Source organism: Streptomyces sp. NPDC107765 (assembly GCF_055657085.1).
In genome coordinates this window covers 19901-37781 of record NZ_JBVKBL010000014.1, presented here as the reverse complement: position 1 = coordinate 37781, position 17881 = coordinate 19901, and the positions used below count along the sequence as shown (strand labels likewise).

The following is a 17881-nucleotide window of genomic DNA, read 5'->3' as shown; positions in this document are numbered from 1 at the left end:
CGCCCAGTTGCCGCGCCAGATCTTCACCGAGGACCACGAGGCCTTCCGAGAAACCGTCCGCACCTTCCTCGCCAAGGAGGTGACGCCCCACTACGAACAATGGGAGAACGACGGCATCGTCAGCCGCGACGCCTGGCGCGCGGCCGGCAGACAGGGCCTGCTGGGAATGGCGGTGCCCGAGGAGTACGGCGGCGGAGGCAACCCCGACTTCCGCTACAGCGCCGTCCTCGCCGAGGAGTTCACCCGCGCCGGCGCCCCCGGACTCGCCCTGGGCCTGCACAACGACATCATCGGCCCCTACCTGACCTCCCTCGCCACCGACGAACAGAAACAGCGCTGGCTCCCCGGCTTCTGCACCGGCGAGATCATCACCGCCATCGCCATGACCGAACCGGGCGCCGGCTCCGACCTCCAGGGCATCCGCACCACCGCCGAGGACAAGGGCGACCACTGGCTGCTGAACGGCTCCAAGACGTTCATCTCCAACGGCATCCTCGCCGACCTCGTCATCGTCGTCGCCAAGACCACACCCGAGGGCGGCGCACACGGCCTGTCGCTGCTCGTCGTCGAACGTGGGACACCAGGCTTCGAACGCGGCCGCAACCTCGACAAGATCGGCCAGAAATCCCAGGACACCGCCGAACTGTTCTTCCACGACGTACGCGTCCCCAAGGAGAACCTCCTCGGTGAGCTCAACGGCGCCTTCGTCCACCTCATGACCAACCTCGCCCAGGAACGCATGGGCATAGCCGTCGCCGGCATCGCCGCCGCCGAGCACCTCCTGGAGATCACCACCCAATACGTCAAGGAACGCGAGGCATTCGGACGGCCGCTGTCCAAGCTCCAGCACATCCGCTTCGAGATCGCCGAAATGGCCACCGAATGCGCCGTCACCCGCACCTTCCTCGACCGCTGCATCGCCGACCACTCCGAGGGCACCCTCGACGCCGTACACGCCTCCATGGCCAAGTGGTGGGCCACCGAACTCCAGAAGCGCGTCGCCGACCGCTGCCTCCAACTCCACGGCGGCTACGGCTACATGACCGAATACCGCGTCGCCAAGGCCTTCACCGACGGCCGCATCCAGACCATCTACGGCGGGACGACCGAGATCATGAAGGAGATCATCGGCCGCTCCCTGCTCGGCTAACCCTCCCCGGAAAGGCTTACCAGTGAGTTCCGAAGCGTACGTATACGACGCGATCCGCACCCCGCGCGGCCGCGGCAAGGCCAACGGCGCGCTGCACGGCACCAAGCCGATCGACCTGGTCGTCGGCCTGATCCACGAAGTACGCCGCCGCTTCCCCGGCCTCGACCCGGCCGCGATCGACGACATCGTCCTCGGCGTCGTCGGCCCCGTCGGCGACCAGGGCTCCGACATCGCCCGGATCGCCGCGATCGCCGCCGGCCTGCCCGACACCGTCGCCGGCGTCCAGGAGAACCGCTTCTGTGCCTCCGGCCTCGAAGCCGTCAACATGGCCGCCGCCAAGGTCCGTTCCGGCTGGGAAGACCTGGTCCTCGCCGGCGGCGTCGAATCCATGTCGCGGGTCCCGATGGCGTCCGACGGCGGCGCCTGGTTCGCCGACCCGATGACCAACTTCGACACCGGCTTCGTCCCCCAGGGCATCGGCGCCGACCTCATCGCCACCATCGAGGGCTACAGCCGGCGCGACGTCGACGAGTTCGCCGCACTGTCCCAGGAACGGGCCGCCGCGGCATGGAAGGACGGCCGCTTCGACCGGTCCGTCGTCCCCGTGCGCGACCGCAACGGCCTCACCGTCCTCGACCACGACGAGCACCTGCGCCCCGGCACCACCGCCGACTCCCTCGCCGCCCTCAAGCCGTCCTTCGCCACCATCGGGGACGCCGGCGGATTCGACGCGGTCGCCCTGCAGAAATACCACTGGGTCGAGAAGATCGACCACGTCCACCACGCCGGCAACTCCTCCGGCATCGTCGACGGCGCCGCCCTCGTCGCCATCGGCAACAAGGAGGTCGGCGAGCGCTACGGCCTCACCCCGCGGGCCCGGATCCTCTCCGCCGCGGTCTCCGGCTCCGAACCGACGATCATGCTCACCGGCCCCGCCCCCGCCAGCCGCAAGGCGCTCGCCAAGGCCGGCCTGACCATCGACGACATCGACCTGGTCGAGATCAACGAAGCCTTCGCCGCCGTCGTCCTCCGCTTCGTCAAGGACATGGGCCTGAGCCTCGACAAGGTCAACGTCAACGGCGGCGCCATCGCCCTGGGCCACCCCCTCGGCGCGACCGGCGCCATGATCCTCGGCACCCTCGTCGACGAACTCGAACGGCAGGACAAGCGCTACGGCCTGGCCACCCTCTGCGTCGGCGGCGGCATGGGCATCGCCACCGTCATCGAGCGCCTCTGACCCCCTCGTCCCACCCACCACGGAGTACGCACCATGAGTGAACCCGCAGCTTTGTCGACCATCCGCTGGGAAAAGGACGAGACCGGCGTCGTCACCCTGGTCCTGGACGACCCCGACCAGTCCGCCAACACCATGAACAACGCCTTCAAGACCTCCCTCACCGCGGTCGTCGACCGCCTGGAGGCCGAGAAGGACAGCATCCGCGGCATCATCATCACCTCCGCCAAGAAGACCTTCTTCGCCGGCGGCGACCTCCGCGACCTGATCGCCGTCACCCCCGCCCAGGCCCAGCAGGCCTTCGAGTCCGGCCTGGGCATCAAGCGCGACCTGCGCCGCCTGGAGACGCTCGGCAAGCCCGTCGTCGCCGCCATCAACGGCGCCGCGCTCGGCGGCGGTTACGAGATCGCGCTGGCCTGCCACCACCGCGTCGCCCTCGACACCCCCGCCACCAAGATCGGCCTGCCCGAGGTCACCCTCGGCCTGCTGCCCGCCGCCGGCGGCGTCACCCGCACCGTACGACTGCTCGGCATCGCCGACGCCCTGCTGAAGGTGCTGCTCCAGGGCACCCAGTACAACGCCACCCGCGCCAAGGACGCCGGACTGATCCACGACGTCGCGGCCACCCCCGACGAACTCCTCACCAAGGCCCGCGCCTTCATCGACGAACACCCCGAGTCCCAGCAGCCCTGGGACGCCAAGGGCTACCGCATCCCCGGCGGCACCCCCGCCCAGCCCAAGTTCGCGGCCAACCTCCCGGCGTTCCCCGCCAACCTCAAGAAGCAGCTCAACGGCGCGCCGTACCCGGCCCCGCGCAACATCCTCGCCGCGGCCGTCGAGGGCTCCCAGGTCGACTTCGAGACCGCGCAGACCATCGAGGCGCGGTACTTCGTGGAGCTGGTCACCGGCCAGGTCTCCAAGAACATGATCCAGGCCTTCTTCTTCGACCTCCAGGCCGTCAACTCCGGCGCCAACCGCCCCAAGGGCATCGAACCCCGCACGGTCGAGAAGGTCGCCGTGCTCGGCGCCGGCATGATGGGCGCCGGAATCGCCTACGCCTGCGCCAAGGCGGGCATCCAGGTCGTCCTCAAGGACGTCACCCTGGAGGCGGCGCAGAAGGGCAAGGCGTACTCGGAGGGGCTGCTCGACAAGGCGCTCTCCCGAGGCCGAACCACCGAGCAGAATCGCGACGAGCTGCTCGCCCGGATCACGCCCACCGCCGAGCCCACCGACCTCGCGGGCTGCGACGCCGTCATCGAGGCGGTCTTCGAGGACATCGCCCTCAAGCACAAGGTGTTCAAGGAGATCCAGCACATCGTCGCGCCCGACGCCCTGCTGTGCTCCAACACCTCCACCCTCCCCATCACGCTGCTGGCCGAAGGCGTTGAGCGGGACCAGGACTTCATCGGACTGCACTTCTTCTCACCGGTCGACAAGATGCCGCTGGTCGAGATCATCAAGGGCGGGCGGACCGGCGATGAGGCGCTGGCCCGCGCCTTCGACCTGGTCCGCCAGATCAAGAAGACGCCGATCGTGGTCAACGACTCGCGGGGCTTCTTCACCTCCCGCGTCATCGGCCAGTTCATCAACGAGGGCGTGGCGATGATCGGCGAGGGCCTGGACCCGGTCTCCGTCGAACAGGCCGCCGCCCAGGCCGGCTACCCCGCCAAGGTGCTGTCCCTGATGGACGAGCTGACCCTGACGCTGCCGCGCAAGATCCGCGAGGAGACCCGGCGGGCCACCGAGGAGGCCGGCGGCACCTGGCAGCCGCACCCGGCGGACGAGGTCATCGACCGGATGGTCGACGAGTTCGGCCGCCCGGGCCGGAGCGGGGGTGCCGGTTTCTACGAGTACGGCGAGGACGGCCGGCGCGCCGGTCTGTGGCCGGGCCTGCGCGAGCACTTCGCCCGCGAAGGCGCCGAGATCCCCTTCATCGACATGCAGGAACGCATGCTCTTCTCCGAGGCGCTGGACACCGTCCGCTGCTTCGAGGAGGGCGTCCTCACCTCGGTCGCCGACGCCAACATCGGCTCCATCTTCGGCATCGGCTTCCCCGGATGGACCGGCGGCGTGATCCAGTACATCAACGGCTACCAGGGCGGCCCGGGCCGCGAGGACCTCGTCGGCCTCCCCGGCTTCGTGACCCGCGCCCGGGAACTCCAGACGGCCTACGGCGACCGCTTCGCACCCCCCGCACTGCTGGTGGAAAAGGCGGAAAGAGGCGAGAAGTTCAGCGACTGACGGGCTGGGGCGGGGCGGGGTGAGGCGGGCCGGGCCGGGCGGCGGGGCAGGCGCGCCTGCTGACCGCCCCGCCTGCCTTCGTCGCCTCGTTGCCTCCTCGCCTGTCCCCCGCTCCACCCCTTGACCTTGCTTTGACTACAGAAAGTAGCGAACCTAGGAACTAATTACTCTCCGTAATCGTTGCCGTAATACGAAGGGTCGGCACACAAGGCACCGGAGGGGCGATGTCCAAAACGTAGGTCGGGCGAGGGCGTCCAGTGCGTAGGGCGGGCGAGCCAGCGCGCACCCAGCCGCTGGCGCGCACCCAACCGCTGGCTCGCCCGCGGGGGCCACCGCACCCGCTCGCTCCTGCGGGGTTGGTCGGTCCCGCCGGGCCTCTCGCTCCTGTGAGCCCTGGCTCCCGAGGGCTCTGACCCTCCTCAGGGGCTCACTCCTCCGGGGCACGGTCCATCCGGTCCGGAGCGCCTTCCGCGTCGAACCACTCCCGCAGTTCCTGCTTCATCGAGCGCTGGAAGGCGGTGACCAGCGCCTGCACCACCATCGGCTGCATATGGGCCGAGAGCGACTTCATCCGCGCCATCTCCTCCGCGTCCGGCCCACCCTCCCGGTGCGGCCCCCATACCTCGTCCTTGAACAGCCGGCTCAGCTCGCGGGCCGCCGAGCGGGTGTGCTCGATGACGACGGTGCGCGCCGCGAGGATGGTCTCCAGCGCGATCGGTACGTCCAGCAGGCGCGTACCCAGGTGCAGCAGCCCGGGGTCGACGCGGAAGACCTGCGGGTCCTCGGTTCGTACGAGCACGCTCATGGCCGCCAGCCGGTCCAGGTCCTCCTCGGTCAGGTCCCGGCCGACCCGCCGCTCCAGCTGGTCCCGGGTGGCGTCCTCGGCCTTGTCCGGGACCCAACTCGCCACCAGCGCACGGTGGATGGCCAGGTCCTGGGCGCTCAGGTCGGGCGGAAGCTGCTCGAGGTAGCGCTCGATGGCCGACAGAGTGAGGCCTTGGTGCTGGAGTTCCTCGATGAGGGCGAGCCGCGAAAGGTGGTCCGGGCCGTAGCGGCCGACCCGGCGGGGGCCGATCTCCGGCGGTGGCAGCAGCCCGCGGGTGCTGTAGAAGCGGATCGTGCGAACGGTGACGCCGGCGCGGGCGGCCAGTTCGTCGACCGTCAGATCGGTGGCGGACTCCATGTTCAACAGTATTGCTGTCTCACCACTGTTGTGAAACCTTGAGGCACCTTCTGGAGCCCGGGGGAAGCGAAGCCCGGGGGGAAGCGAAGCCCGGGGGGAAGCGAAGCCTGGGGGAGGCTTCTTCGCTTCTGCTGGGAGCTGCGGGATCATGCGGCGCGCCTTTGTTGCCCCCTTTGCTGCGTCTCGGTGGTCCGACGAGCTGGCGGCGGCCGGTTTCGACGGGCTGGGTGGGCGGCGGGTGCCTGCGTGCCGATGGCCCCAGACGTGGTGCGGTTCTCGGCCGGTCTTGGTGTTGGTCTTGGTCTCGCGATCATGAACGCTTGGGGGCTCACCGACCTGGAGCCCACCGGCCTGGGGGCTCAGCGAGACGACGGGTGTGGCCACGACGAACACGGTGACGTCGGGTAGCGCTGGTTCCCGGCGACGGCCGGTCGTATCTGGTCGCGCGGTATCTGGGCGCGCCGATGGTCAATGGGCCGCCGGAGCCGGCGCCCGCGTGGGCTGCGCTGGGGCGGGCGCCGGGGGCGGGTTCGCGGGCAGGGCGCCGCGGAATCAAGGTCGTGCTGGCGGAGCTGGTCGGGCATCCCGAGGGGCGGGGCGGGGGGGAGGGAGGTCGTGCGGGCCGTTGTGGTGGCGGAGGTGTGCCTGAACCGCTGAATCGAAGGGAAACCGACGGGAAACCGAAGGGAACAGGTCAAGAAGTTTGTGTTGCCGGGCGAGGATGGGGTGCCGGAAACGGGCGAACTCGCCCGGTCTTTGAAAATGTCTCGCCGGAAATTTCGCGCCAAATGGGGACAAATCTTGGATGGCCTATACACGCTGTGATCTTGCCCACAGACGGAGGGGCGCTCTTCAGGGAAGGTGTGCCGTCGGCCGTCCGCGCGATCCGCGGGATCCGGCCATCGCGCAAGCGCCTGCCCGAAAGCGAGATGCACCAGCAGTGAGCACAGAAACCGTCACCGAGACAGCCCACAGGTCACCTGACGGGGGGAGCGGCGCGCAGCAGGACGCGGGCGACGCGGGGTACAGCAAGGGCCTCAAGGGCCGGCACATCAACATGATCGCCATCGGCGGCGCGATCGGCACCGGCCTGTTCCTGGGCGCCGGCGGCCGGCTGCACTCCGCCGGTCCCGCGCTGGCCGTCGCGTACGCGGTCTGCGGCCTCTTCGCCTTCTTCGTCGTGCGCGCCCTCGGCGAGCTGGTGCTGCACCGCCCCTCGTCCGGGTCGTTCGTCTCCTACGCCCGTGAGTTCCTGGGGGAGAAGGGCGCCTACGTCGCCGGCTGGATGTACGTCGTGAACTGGTCGACGACCGGTATCGCCGACATCACCGCGATCGCGCTCTACACGCACTACTGGAGCATGTTCACCGACATCCCGCAGTGGGTGATGGCACTGATCGCGCTGGCGGTCGTGCTGACGGTGAACCTGATCTCCGTGAAGATCTTCGGTGAGCTGGAGTTCTGGTTCGCGATCATCAAGGTCGCCGCGCTGGTCGTCTTCATGTTCATCGGCATCTTCCTGCTGGCCACCCACCACCAGGTCGGCGGCCACGCGCCGGGCCTGAGCCTGATCACCGACCACGGCGGTATCTTCCCGACGGGTCTGCTGCCCGTGGTGATCGTGCTCCAGGGCGTGGTCTTCGCCTACTCGGCGGTCGAGCTGGTCGGCGTCACCGCCGGTGAGACCGGTGAGCCGCAGAAGGTCGTGCCGAAGGCCGTCAACTCCATCATGTGGCGGGTGGGCGTCTTCTACGTCGGCTCGGTGATCCTGCTGGCGATGCTGCTGCCGTGGAACAAGTACACCGCCGGCCAGAGCCCGTTCGTCACGGTGCTCTCCAACGTCGGTGTCCCGGCGGCCGGTGACGTGATGAACCTCGTCGTGCTGACCGCGGCCATGTCCAGCCTGAACTCCGGTCTGTACTCGACCGGCCGGATCCTGCGCTCCATGTCGATGGCGGGCTCCGCGCCCAAGTTCGCCGGCCTGATGAACCGCAACCAGGTCCCGTACGGCGGCATCATGCTCACCTCCGCGGTGTGCGTGCTCGGTGTCGGGCTGAACTACTGGCTCCCGGGCGAGGCGTTCGAGATCGTGCTGAACATCGCGGCACTGGGCATCATCAGCACCTGGTGCACGATCATGATCTGCCACATGGTCTTCGTGCGCCGCACGAAGGAGGGGGTGCTGGAGCGACCGAAGTTCCGGCTGCCGGGCACCCCGGTCACGGACATCGCCACCATCGTCTTCCTGCTCGGCGTCATCGTGCTGATGTGGTTCGACGACGGTGTCGGCCGCAAGACCGTGCTGCTGATCCCGGTCCTCGCCGCCGCGCTGGTCGCCGGCTGGTTCGGGGTCCGCGGCCGGGTGGCCCGGATCGCCAAGGAACGCGAGCTGCAAGCGGCGGAGTAGTCGCACACCAGCGGCGCCTGAGTACGACAGGGCGGTCGCGGCGGGCCGGAAGGCCGCCGCGACCGCCCTCGTGCATGCGCGGGCGGCCGGGCCCGTTCCCGCCGGGCCGTCTCGCGGTCCCGGTCGATTGTCAGTGGTCGGCTCTACTGTGAACACATGACCGAGAACACGGGGATTTCCTACGTCAAGGGGGACGCCACCGCACCACAGGGCAAGGGCGTCAAGATCATCACTCATGTCTGCAACGACCTGGGCGGCTGGGGCAAGGGCTTCGTCCTCGCGCTCTCCCGCCGCTGGCCGGAGCCCGAGGCGGCCTACCGCAGATGGCACCGCGAGCGCGCGGGCAACGACTTCGGGCTGGGCGCCGTCCAGTTCGTCCAGGTCGGCGACCGGCTGTGGGTGGCCAACGTCGTCGGCCAGCGGGGCATCAGGACGGGCAGCAAGGGCGTCCCGGTCCGGTACGAGGCCATCGACGCCGGGCTCGGCCGGGTCGCGGACCGGGCCGCGGAGCTCGGGGCGTCGGTCCACATGCCGCGGATCGGCTGCGGGCTGGCGGGCGGGAAGTGGTCCCGGGTGGAGCCGCTGATAGCCGAGCGGCTCACCCGGCGCGGCATACCGGTGACGGTCTACGACCACTGACGGTCCATGACCACTGACGGCTCACGACCACTGACTCCTCGCCCGCCGGCCGCGGGAGGGGCTCGGGCTCAGCCGCCGATCAGCGGATAGTGATCGCTGAGGTTGGTGTAGGTGTAGTCCTTGCCCCAGCTGGAGACGGTCCAGGGCGCCGACTCCTCCTTGACCACCTCGTTCTGCCAGTCGGCGGGCCGGGCATGGCCGTTGCGGTGCAGCACGTAGTCCAGGTCCTCGCGGGGATCGTCGGGGTAGCGGTACTTCGCGATGGAGTTCTCCTGGGTGTCGAAGGAGTACGGGTGCCCGGTGCGGCTGTCGGCCGGGGCCAGATCGCCGTTGCTGAGCAGGGCGTTGTACTCCGCGCTGTGGAAGTCGACGTTCAGGTCGCCGGCGACCATGACCTCCTCGTCCGCCGGGATGTTCTTGGCGTCCAGGAAGGCGTCGATCTCCTTGAGCTGCTTGGCGCGGTCCGCGGCCGCCTCGCCGGCCTTGCAGCCCGAGTCGGTGGACTGGGTGTGGGTGCCGACGACGTGCACCTTGGCGCCGCCCACGTCCAGCACCGCATAGACGAAGCCCTTGTTGGAGAAGGAGTCCGAACCGCAGGCGTCCTTGTAGATGTACTGCTCCTTGCGCAGGATCGGCCACTTGCTCAGCAGGGTCACCCCGCCGTCCTCCGGGGTGACGGCCGAGTAGGCGCCGCCGGTGGCGTCCCAGCCGCTCCTGCTCCGGCCCACCACCGGAGTCTGGTGCGGATACTGCCCGGCGGCCCGGGACTTCAGCGCATCGGAGGAGGAGTTGTCGAACGCTTCCTGGAGCACGACGACGTCATTGCCCTGGAAGAAGTCCGCGGCCGCGATCGCCTGCGCACGGTGGTCCTGGCCCCAGTTGGGATAGAGGTTCTTGCTCATCAGGAAGGTGTTGTAGCTCAGCACCTTCAGATGGGGAGCGGTGGCGGCCGAGGCGGTGGGGGACGCGGCGGTCACGGTCGCGGCGGCGAGGACCGCGGCGAGAGCGGCGGTGCGAAGGCCCGCTGCGGACGGCGTGCGCGGCGCTGGGTTCGACACTGAATCTCCCTATGGGGGTGGGGATTTGGTCCGGCGGCGCCATCCAACCAGTTGACATTACTTCTAGGTAACCGTCTGGGAGGTATGAGATGTACACACGGGGCCGGGCCCGCACGGCACGGGCGGGGGTTCCGCCGCCCGCACGTCACCGATGGGCGCCGTATCATGAGAAATGCTATGAATACGGAGAAAAACCATCCAAAGCCCCCACCGGTCGGCGGCGTCCTCTGGTCGTTGGCCGGGGACATCCGCATGCTGCTCACCCTGCCGCCGGCGCTGACCATGCAGGTCGCGCACCCCGCGGTGGGGGCCGGGGTGGACGACCACTCCCTCTTCCGGACCGACCCGTGGGGCCGTGGCGAGCGGTCGCTGGTCTCGCTGCAGCTGTGGGTCTACGGTGGCGACGGCGCGGCCGAGGAGGGGCGCCGGCTGCGCCGGCTGCACCGGACCATCGAAGGGACCGACGCGCACGGCCGCCCGTACCACGCGCTCACCCCCGCGAACTACGCCTGGGTGCACGCCACCGGGTACCCCGTCTTCCGGCACGCCCAGCGTTACCTCGGCCGCCCCTTCACCGAGGCGCAGGAGCGGCAGCTGTACGCCGAATGGCTGCAGGTCGGGCGGGTGTTGGGCATCCAGGACCGCGATATGCCGCCGACGATCGAGGAGTTCTGGCCGTACTACCGCCGGATTCTCGGCACCGAGCTCGAAGCGACCGCGGTGGTACGGGAGTTGATCGACCCCGACCCGCCGATCCCGGTGCCCGACCGCGGTCCGCGCTGGCTGCGGCTGCTGTTCCGGCTGGTCTGGCCCTGGCTGCGCCCGCGGTTCGCCCGCTTCCGACGGTTCGTCACGATCGGTCTGATGCCGCCGGACGCCCGGCGCGCCATCGGACTGGAATGGACCGAGGCGCAGGAGCGCCGGCTGCACCGCTTCGGACGCGTGGTGCGCGTGGTGGTCCCGGCTCTTCCGGAGCGGCTGCGCTTCATGCCGATCGCCCGCCGCGCCCGGCAGGCGGCGCGGCAGGCAGCGAGCCGGTAGCGGCGCCCGGCGGACGAGCGAGGGCGGAGCCGGGGGACGACGGCCCCGGCTCCACCCCGTTCAGTGCTCGACGGACGCTGTGCGGCCGGGCGTCAGTGCCCGTGCACGTCGTGCGTGGCCGCGATCTGCTTCCACGACTTCGGCTGCGCCACCGGGCCGCGGGACGCACCCAGGGCCCGCTTCGCCGCGCCGCTCGCGGGCTTGGACGGCTGGAACAGCCAGGTGTCGAAGAACCCGGCCAGCTGCTTGCCGGACTTCTTCTCGGCGAACGCCACGAAGTCGGCCACCGAGGCGTTGCCGTACTTGTGCTCGGCCGGCCAGGACTTGAGGAGGTCGAAGAAGACCTTGTCGCCGACCTTGTTGCGGAGCGCCTGCAGGGCGAGCGCGCCACGGTCGTAGACGGCACCGTCGAACTGGTTCTCCGCGCCCGGGTTGCCCGGCTTGACCTTCCAGAACGGGTCGTCGGCCGGGTGCTGGGCGTAGACGTAGTCCGCGAGTTCCTGCGCCGTGCCCTCGCCCTCCTTCTCCGACCACAGCCACTGGCTGTAGGCGGCGAAGCCCTCGTTGATCCAGATGTCCTTCCAGTCCTTGAGGGAAACGCTGTCGCCGTACCACTGGTGCGCCAGCTCGTGCACCACGACCGAGACGTTGGTGCCCCGGTCGAAGGCCTTCTTGCCGTAGAACGGACGGGTCTGGGTCTCCAGGGCGTACCGGGCCGGCACGTTGGGGACGTAGCCGCCGACCGCGTTGAACGGGTACGGACCGAAGACGCTTTCCAGCCACTCGGTGATCTCGGTGGTGCGCTCGATGCTCGCCCGCGCCGACCCCTCGTTCGCGCCGAGGTCCTTGCTGACGGCGTTGATCACCGGCAGGCCGTTCGCGGTGGTGTCGGTGGTGATGTCGAACTTCCCGACCGCCAGCGTCGTCAGATACGTCGCCTGCGGCTTGTCCGAGCGCCAGTTGTAGCGGGTCCAGCCGAGCTTGGAGGTCTGCGAGGCCAGCACGCCGTTGCTGAGTGCCTGGGTGCCGTCCGGGACCGCGACCGAGATGTCGTAGGTCGCCTTGTCGGTGGGGTGGTCGTTGCTCGGGAACCACCACACGGCGGAGTCCGGCTCCTGGGCGATCACCGCACCGTCGGGCGTACGGGCCCAGGCGGTGAAGTCGTCGATCTTCAGCTCGGAGGGCTTGCCCGCATAGCGCACGACGACGCTGATCTGCCTGCCCTTCTCCAGCGGCGCGGCCGGGGTGACCTCCAGCTCGTGCTTGCCGGACGTGGCGAAGGTGGCCTTCTTGCCGTTGACCCGTATCTCGCTGACCTTGAGGCCGAAGTCCAGGTTGAAGCGGGAGAGGTCCTGGGTGGTCGTGGCGAGCAGCGTCGCCGTGCCCTCCAGCAGGTCCGTCTTCGGCTGGTACTTGAGTCGCAGGTCATAGTGGGAAACGTCGTATCCGCCGTTTCCGCTCTCGGGGTAGTAGGTGTCGCCCACGCCCGGAGCGCCCGGGGAGAAGTCGGCCGCGGAAGCCGGGATCGCCAGCAGCAGACTGAGCGCGGCCGCGCCCGGGACGAGGAGTCTGTGACGCACGAGTCCTCCAACTCGTAGGGGGATGGCTCTGGTTCAGACCCTAGACAGCTCACCGGGGCAGCGTCATGGACATGGCCGGATCTGACACATGACCGACATGAACCACCAACTGGCCCGGCCGGTGTCGTACGTCCTGCCGGACCCGACGTTCCCGCCCGCTGCGTGGGACCCGACGTCCCCTCCGCTTCGCCGGACCGGACGTCCCCGCCGGAGAGCCGGAGGACCTGACGTACCCGCCGGGCGACCTGACGTTCCCGCCGGAGGACCGGACGCCCCCCGCCGGACCCGACTCCCCGGCAGGTCCCGTGCGGCCCGGGGGTGCCGGGCGTCACTGGCCGCACGGTCGTCGTCATCCGCACCCTTACGCGCGGGAGTTGAGCCGCGCTACGGTCCGCCCGTGACGAACCCTGCGCGGTTTCCCCGCATCCCCTTCACAGCGCTCGTGCTGGCGGCCGTCGCCGCCCTGCTGTCCGCACTGATCGGGCCGGCCGCCGCGCAGGCGGCGCCCGGCGAGAGCAGACCCGTGTACTCCTACGACCACGCGATACGCGAATCGGTCTGGGTCGACACCCGGCTCGACGGCGATGCGGACGGACGGACCGACCGCGTCGCCGTCGACATCGTGCGGCCGTCCGAACCGGCCCGGCAGGGCCGCCGGATACCGGTGATCATGGACGCCAGCCCGTACTACTCCTGCTGCGGACGCGGCAACGAGAGCCAGAAGAAGACCTACGACGCCCACGGCCGGCCGGTCCAGTTCCCGCTCTTCTACGACAACTACTTCGTGCCGCGCGGCTATGCGACCGTCCTTGTCGACCTGGCCGGCACCAACCGCTCGGACGGCTGCGTCGACGTCGGCGGCCGCTCCGACATCCAGTCGGCGAGAGCCGTCGTCGACTGGCTGGGCGGCCGCGGCCGCGCCTACACCGCCCGCACCGGAGGCAGTCCCGTCACCGCCGACTGGTCCAACGGCAGCACCGGCATGATCGGCAAGAGCTGGGACGCCACCATCGCCAACGGCGTCGCGGCCACCGGGGTCAAGGGGCTGAAAACCATCGTCCCGATCGCCGGCATCTCCTCCTGGTACGACTACTACTTCGCCAAGGGCGCCCCGCTCTACGACTCCGGCCCGGACGCGCTCGCCGACGCGGTCGACAGCCCGGACGCGCAGAAACGATGCGCCGCCGTACAGAAGAAGCTCGCCGACGGGGCCCCGCGCAGCGGTGACTGGACCGCGCTGTGGACCGAACGGGACTACGTCCGCAACGCCGGCAAGCTCCGGGCCAGCGTCTTCCTGGTACACGGCGTGCAGGACCTCAACGTCCGTACCCGGCACGCCGGTCAGTGGTGGGACGCGCTCGCCCGGCACGGCGTCGCGCGCAAGATCTGGCTCTCGCAGACCGGGCACGTCGACCCCTTCGACTACCGGCGCAGTGACTGGGTCAAGACCCTGCACCACTGGTTCGACCACTACTTGCTGGGCTACGACAACGGCATCGACCGCGCCCCGATGGCCGATATCGAGCGTTCCCCCGGCGTCTGGTCCACCGACCCGCAGTGGCCCGCGCCCGGCACCACGGCCACCACACTGCGCCCGCGCCCGGGCCAGGAACCCGGCGTCGGCGTCCTCGGCACCCGGAAGGCACCCCGGGGCGCCACCGAGACCTTCACCGACGACCCCCGGCTCGGCGAGGCCGACTGGGCGGCCCACATCGACCGGCCGACGCCCGCCAAGGCCGGGTTCAGCACCGGGCCGCTGCGCACGCCCCTGCGGCTGTCCGGCTCGGGCTCGGTGACCGTCACCGTCACCCCGAGCACCTCCACCGCCCACCTCTCCGCCGTCCTGGTGGACCTCGGCCCCGACACCATCCGCAACTACGGAGCCGATGGCGAGGGCATCACCACCCTTGACAGGCGCACCTGTTGGGGCGCCGGCAACAAGGGGGACACCGGCTGCTTCAAGGAGACCGCCGCCGACACGGAGAAGGTGGCGTACACCGTCCTCAGCCGCGGCTGGGCCGACCTCGGCACCTACGCCGACCCCCACAAGGGCCGCCCGCTCACCCCCGGCAAGCCCTACACCCTCACCCTCGACCTGGCCGCCACCGATCACATCGTGCCCGCCGGGCACCGCCTCGCACTGATCGTGGCCGGGACCGACGCCGGGCTGATCGACCCGCCCTCGTCCCGGCCCACCCTCACCCTCGACTTGTCCCGCACGTCCGCACGCCTGCCGCTGACCGGCGGCCCCGCGGCCCTCGCCCGGGCCACCGCGCACGCCTCCGCACCCGCCCCCACCCCCGCCCACCGGACGGCACCGCTGGACGGGATCGCCCCGCCGCGCTCGATCAGCCGGATGCCCGGCGCGCAATGACCGCGCGGGGGTGTCTCTCCCGTCAGCCCGGTCTTCCCGGTCAAGCCCGGTGCGTCTTCCGGCCGCACCGGCAGACCGGCCAGACCGACAGACCGGCAGACCGGCAGACCGGCAGACCAGTCACACCGGCCTCCCCGGTAAGGCCGCTCTCCCCGGTCCCGCCGGACCGGGGAGACACCCCTCAGGCCAGCGGTGTCTCCCCGCCCACCGCGGGCGCCCCGCCCCCCGGTCCGCAGCCTCCACCCGGCCGACCACCGCACCCCGCGCCTCGGCCGGCACAGCACCCCGCACCCCGACCAATCACCGCGCCGCGCACCCCGGCCAGCACCGCACCCCGCCCCCGACGACCCCCACCGCTCATCCAAGGGAGGCACCCGCCCGTGATACTCCGTACCCGTACCCGTACCCGTACGCGTCGCCTCGTCCTCGCGACGTTGGCCTTCGGTCTGACCGCCACCCTCGGCGCGACCCTGCCGGCCTCACCCGCCCGCGCGACCGGAAACGACCTGCCCCGTACGGGATTTGAGACCAGCCGCGGCGCCCGCTGGACCAGCGAGTTCGAGGAACAGCGCTTTCTGGCCACCGTCGACCGCGCCACCCCGCGCGTCCGCGTCGACCGGATCGGCACCACCGCGCAGGGCCGCCCGCTCCGGCTCGTCCGTATCGGCGCCCCAGCCCCCGCCTCCCCGGCCGCCGTACGGCGCGGCAACTCCGTACTGCTCATCTGCTCCCAGCACGGCGACGAGCCCTCCGGACGCGAGGCCTGCCTCACCACCATCCGCGACCTCGCCTACGCCGCGGACCGGGCCACCCGGCGCTTCCTCGCGCGGACCAGCGTGCTGGTCGTCCCCACCGCCAACCCCGACGGCCGGGCCGCCGACACCCGCGGCAACTCCGAGGGCACGGACATCAACCGCGACCACCTCGCCCTGAAGACCGCCGAGGCCCGCGCCATGGCCCGGGTGCTGCGCGACTACCGTCCCGACACCGTCTACGACCTGCACGAATACGGCCCCACCGTGCCGTACTACATGAAGGACCTGCTGTCCCTGTGGCCGCGCAATCTCAACACCGCGGCCCCGGTGCACCGGGAAGCCACCTCGCTCTCCCAGGAGTTCGTCGCCCCGGCCGTACGGAGGGCCGGATTCAGCACCGGCGTCTACGGCATCTGGACCGACCCGGAGACCGGTGACCCCGTCAAGCAGGTCGCGGGCGACGGCCAGGAACGCATCCTGCGCAACACCGCCGGGGTGAAGGGCTCCGTCGGGCTGCTCGTCGAGACCCGGGTCGATGCCCTCACCGACGCCGAGAAGGCCGACCCGGCGCTCAACAACAGACGCCGGGTCACTTCCCAACTCGCCGCCCTGAAGGGCGCGTTCAACTTCCTCGCGCAGCATCGGCGGCGCATCGAGGCGGCCACCACCGCCGCCCGGCTCATCGGTTACGCCGACCGCGGCCCGGTCCACCTCGGCGGCGCGGACAACGAGCCGCCCGCCCCCGGCCAGGTCCTGACCGACCCGCCGTGCGGTTACCGGCTCGCCCCGGAGCAGTTCGCGCAGATCCGCGACGCGCTCGCGCTGCACGGTGTGACCGGGATCCGGGACCGGGACGGTTCGGTCGTCGTGCCGCTGCGCCAGTCCCTGCGCGGCCTCGTTCCGCTCCTGCTGGACGGCCGGGCCGCCTACCACCTCACGTCCGCCACACCGCTGGCCGCCTGCCCCGGGTCGGGCCGTACGCCGTAAGCGGAGCTTCCCGGGCGGGCCGTGGACCCCGGGCCGCAGAGAGTAACCGCCGCTCCTGCCCCAGCCACTTACTCCCACCCCACCTCAGCCACTTACTCCCGCCCCACCTCAGTCGCCTACTCCCGCCCCACCCCACCCAGCACTCTCCGCACCCACCCCACCACTTCGTCGGCGCATCCCCACGCCACGGTCACCCCCGCGCCCCCGTGCCCGTAGTTGTGGACGCACCACGCGCCGCCCGGCAAGCGCTCCGCCTCCAGCCGCACCGCGGGGCGCGCGGGGCGCAGGCCCACTTTGTGCGCCAGGACCCGGGCCCGTGCCACCTCGGGGAAGGGCCCGGCGCAGCGCGCCACGATCGCCTCCGCCACCGCCGGGTCCGGCTCCCTCGACCAGGCGCCCTCGCGTGCGGTACCGCCGAGCACCAGCCCGTACGGCTGCGGCAGCAGGTAGGTGGTGTCCGACGCGCCGCCGTCCGCGGCCACGAACCACTCCCGCACACCCGGGTTCGCGACGACGACCAACTGCCCCTGGACCGGCTGGAGTTGAGGATCCGGGACGAGCTCGCGTGCGCCCAGGCCGGAGCAGTTCACCACCACCCCGGCGGTCCGCCCGGCCTCCTCCAGGGAGGACAGCGCACGGCGTTCCAGCGTGCCGCCGGCCGCGGTCAGCCGCCGCTCCAGATAGCGCAGATGGGCGGGCATGTCCACCAGCGGAGTGCGCGCCCGCCACCCCGCCGCGGTGCCCGCGGGGAGCTCGTCCGGGCGGGCCGGCCGCAGTCCGGGAACGGCCTCGTACCAGGCGGAGAGTCCGTCGTCGGCACCCGGCGCGGCCGCCGCCAGGGTGCCCGCCACCAGCCGGGCGCCGGTCTCCTGCGGCCGCCGCGCCAGCCCGGACAGCACCTCCAAGGACCGTACGGACCAGGCCACCGCCCGCTCGTAGGGCCGGATGCGGTACGGCCAGCACAGCCCGCCGGCCACGGCGGAGGTCGTCGCGTCCGCCGCGTCCCGGCTCACCACCCGCACCCGGTGGCCGTCCTCCGCCAGCGCCACCGCCGAGGTCAGCCCGATGACGCCACCGCCGACCACCCACACCTCGTCCGTGCCCGTGTCGATCGCCATGGCGGGATGCTAGGGGAAGGCGCACGAGGTGGCCCTTCCGGCCCGGCACCCGGTGGTCGTCGCGGAAGCCGGACTTCCGCCATTGGTGATCTTGCGGTAACCCGCCGGCAGCGG

The 17881-nt window shown here is 70.8% G+C and carries 12 protein-coding genes; 8 read left to right on the top strand and 4 right to left on the bottom strand.

Features of this window, described 5'->3' with window-relative positions; translation table 11 throughout:
* Positions 1-7 precede the first annotated feature (7 nt).
* Genes ACZ7MX_RS29380 through ACZ7MX_RS29370 form a run of 3 tightly spaced genes read left to right on the top strand, consistent with a single transcriptional unit; the run spans position 8 to position 4625 of the window.
* On the top strand, positions 8-1150 hold the full coding sequence (locus ACZ7MX_RS29380) for an acyl-CoA dehydrogenase family protein (RefSeq protein WP_472136645.1): 1143 nt from the start codon (positions 8-10) through the stop codon (positions 1148-1150).
* A gap of 22 nt (positions 1151-1172) precedes the next feature.
* The gene (locus ACZ7MX_RS29375) at positions 1173-2387 is read left to right on the top strand and encodes an acetyl-CoA C-acetyltransferase (protein WP_467576631.1); all 1215 of its coding nucleotides are present in this window, start codon (positions 1173-1175) and stop codon (positions 2385-2387) included.
* A 33-nt stretch (positions 2388-2420) separates the two neighbouring features.
* On the top strand, positions 2421-4625 hold the full coding sequence (locus ACZ7MX_RS29370; RefSeq protein WP_472136344.1) for a 3-hydroxyacyl-CoA dehydrogenase NAD-binding domain-containing protein: 2205 nt from the start codon (positions 2421-2423) through the stop codon (positions 4623-4625).
* A 427-nt stretch (positions 4626-5052) separates the two neighbouring features.
* Here the strand turns inward: ACZ7MX_RS29370 and ACZ7MX_RS29365 are convergent, their stop codons facing one another.
* Positions 5053-5808 (bottom strand): MerR family transcriptional regulator, encoded by a 756-nt coding sequence (locus ACZ7MX_RS29365; RefSeq protein WP_472136342.1) that lies wholly within the window; start codon positions 5806-5808, stop codon positions 5053-5055.
* Between the two features lie 940 nt (positions 5809-6748).
* Here ACZ7MX_RS29365 and ACZ7MX_RS29360 point away from each other — a divergent pair.
* Positions 6749-8215, top strand: a complete 1467-nt coding sequence (locus ACZ7MX_RS29360; RefSeq protein ID WP_472136340.1) for an amino acid permease — start codon at positions 6749-6751, stop codon at positions 8213-8215.
* A gap of 156 nt (positions 8216-8371) precedes the next feature.
* Positions 8372-8854 carry a macro domain-containing protein gene (locus ACZ7MX_RS29355; RefSeq protein WP_472136338.1) on the top strand — a complete coding sequence of 161 codons (483 nt, stop codon included), beginning with the start codon at positions 8372-8374 and terminating at the stop codon, positions 8852-8854.
* A gap of 68 nt (positions 8855-8922) precedes the next feature.
* Here ACZ7MX_RS29355 and sph read toward each other — a convergent pair whose 3' ends face one another.
* Complete coding sequence (gene sph, locus ACZ7MX_RS29350; protein ID WP_472136336.1) at positions 8923-9912, bottom strand: sphingomyelin phosphodiesterase; 990 nt, start codon at positions 9910-9912, stop codon at positions 8923-8925.
* Between the two features lie 177 nt (positions 9913-10089).
* Here sph and ACZ7MX_RS29345 point away from each other — a divergent pair, with 177 nt between their 5' ends.
* A complete protein-coding gene (locus ACZ7MX_RS29345; RefSeq protein ID WP_472136334.1) occupies positions 10090-10953 on the top strand; it encodes an oxygenase MpaB family protein in 864 nt (287 codons plus the stop codon).
* A 92-nt stretch (positions 10954-11045) separates the two neighbouring features.
* On the opposite strand, the gene ACZ7MX_RS29340 is transcribed toward ACZ7MX_RS29345, so the two are convergent.
* Entirely contained in the window at positions 11046-12533 is a 1488-nt protein-coding gene (locus ACZ7MX_RS29340; RefSeq protein WP_472136332.1) for a M1 family metallopeptidase, read from the bottom strand.
* A gap of 397 nt (positions 12534-12930) precedes the next feature.
* On the opposite strand from ACZ7MX_RS29340, the gene ACZ7MX_RS29335 reads away from it, so the two are divergent.
* Together ACZ7MX_RS29335 and ACZ7MX_RS29330 are read left to right on the top strand one after the other, a co-directional pair.
* Complete coding sequence (locus ACZ7MX_RS29335) at positions 12931-14907, top strand: Xaa-Pro dipeptidyl-peptidase (protein WP_472136330.1); 1977 nt, start codon at positions 12931-12933, stop codon at positions 14905-14907.
* A 380-nt stretch (positions 14908-15287) separates the two neighbouring features.
* Positions 15288-16649, top strand: coding sequence for a M14 family metallopeptidase (locus tag ACZ7MX_RS29330; protein ID WP_472136329.1), 1362 nt, complete (start codon positions 15288-15290; stop codon positions 16647-16649).
* A 116-nt stretch (positions 16650-16765) separates the two neighbouring features.
* Here the strand turns inward: ACZ7MX_RS29330 and ACZ7MX_RS29325 are convergent, their stop codons facing one another.
* Positions 16766-17767: an FAD-dependent oxidoreductase gene (locus tag ACZ7MX_RS29325; protein WP_472136327.1), complete on the bottom strand. Its 1002-nt coding sequence runs from the start codon at positions 17765-17767 to the stop codon at positions 16766-16768.
* Positions 17768-17881 lie beyond the last annotated feature (114 nt).

Bases quoted from the DNA above. Each gene is read 5' to 3' on its own strand.
- ACZ7MX_RS29325 (WP_472136327.1), bottom strand. From the start codon at position 17,767: ATGGCGATCGACACGGGCACGGACGAGGTGTGGGTGGTCGGCGGTGGC.
- ACZ7MX_RS29365 (WP_472136342.1), bottom strand. From the start codon at position 5,808: ATGGAGTCCGCCACCGATCTGACGGTCGACGAACTGGCCGCCCGCGCC.
- ACZ7MX_RS29370 (WP_472136344.1), top strand. From the start codon at position 2,421: ATGAGTGAACCCGCAGCTTTGTCGACCATCCGCTGGGAAAAGGACGAG.
- ACZ7MX_RS29345 (WP_472136334.1), top strand. From the start codon at position 10,090: ATGAATACGGAGAAAAACCATCCAAAGCCCCCACCGGTCGGCGGCGTC.
- ACZ7MX_RS29355 (WP_472136338.1), top strand. From the start codon at position 8,372: ATGACCGAGAACACGGGGATTTCCTACGTCAAGGGGGACGCCACCGCA.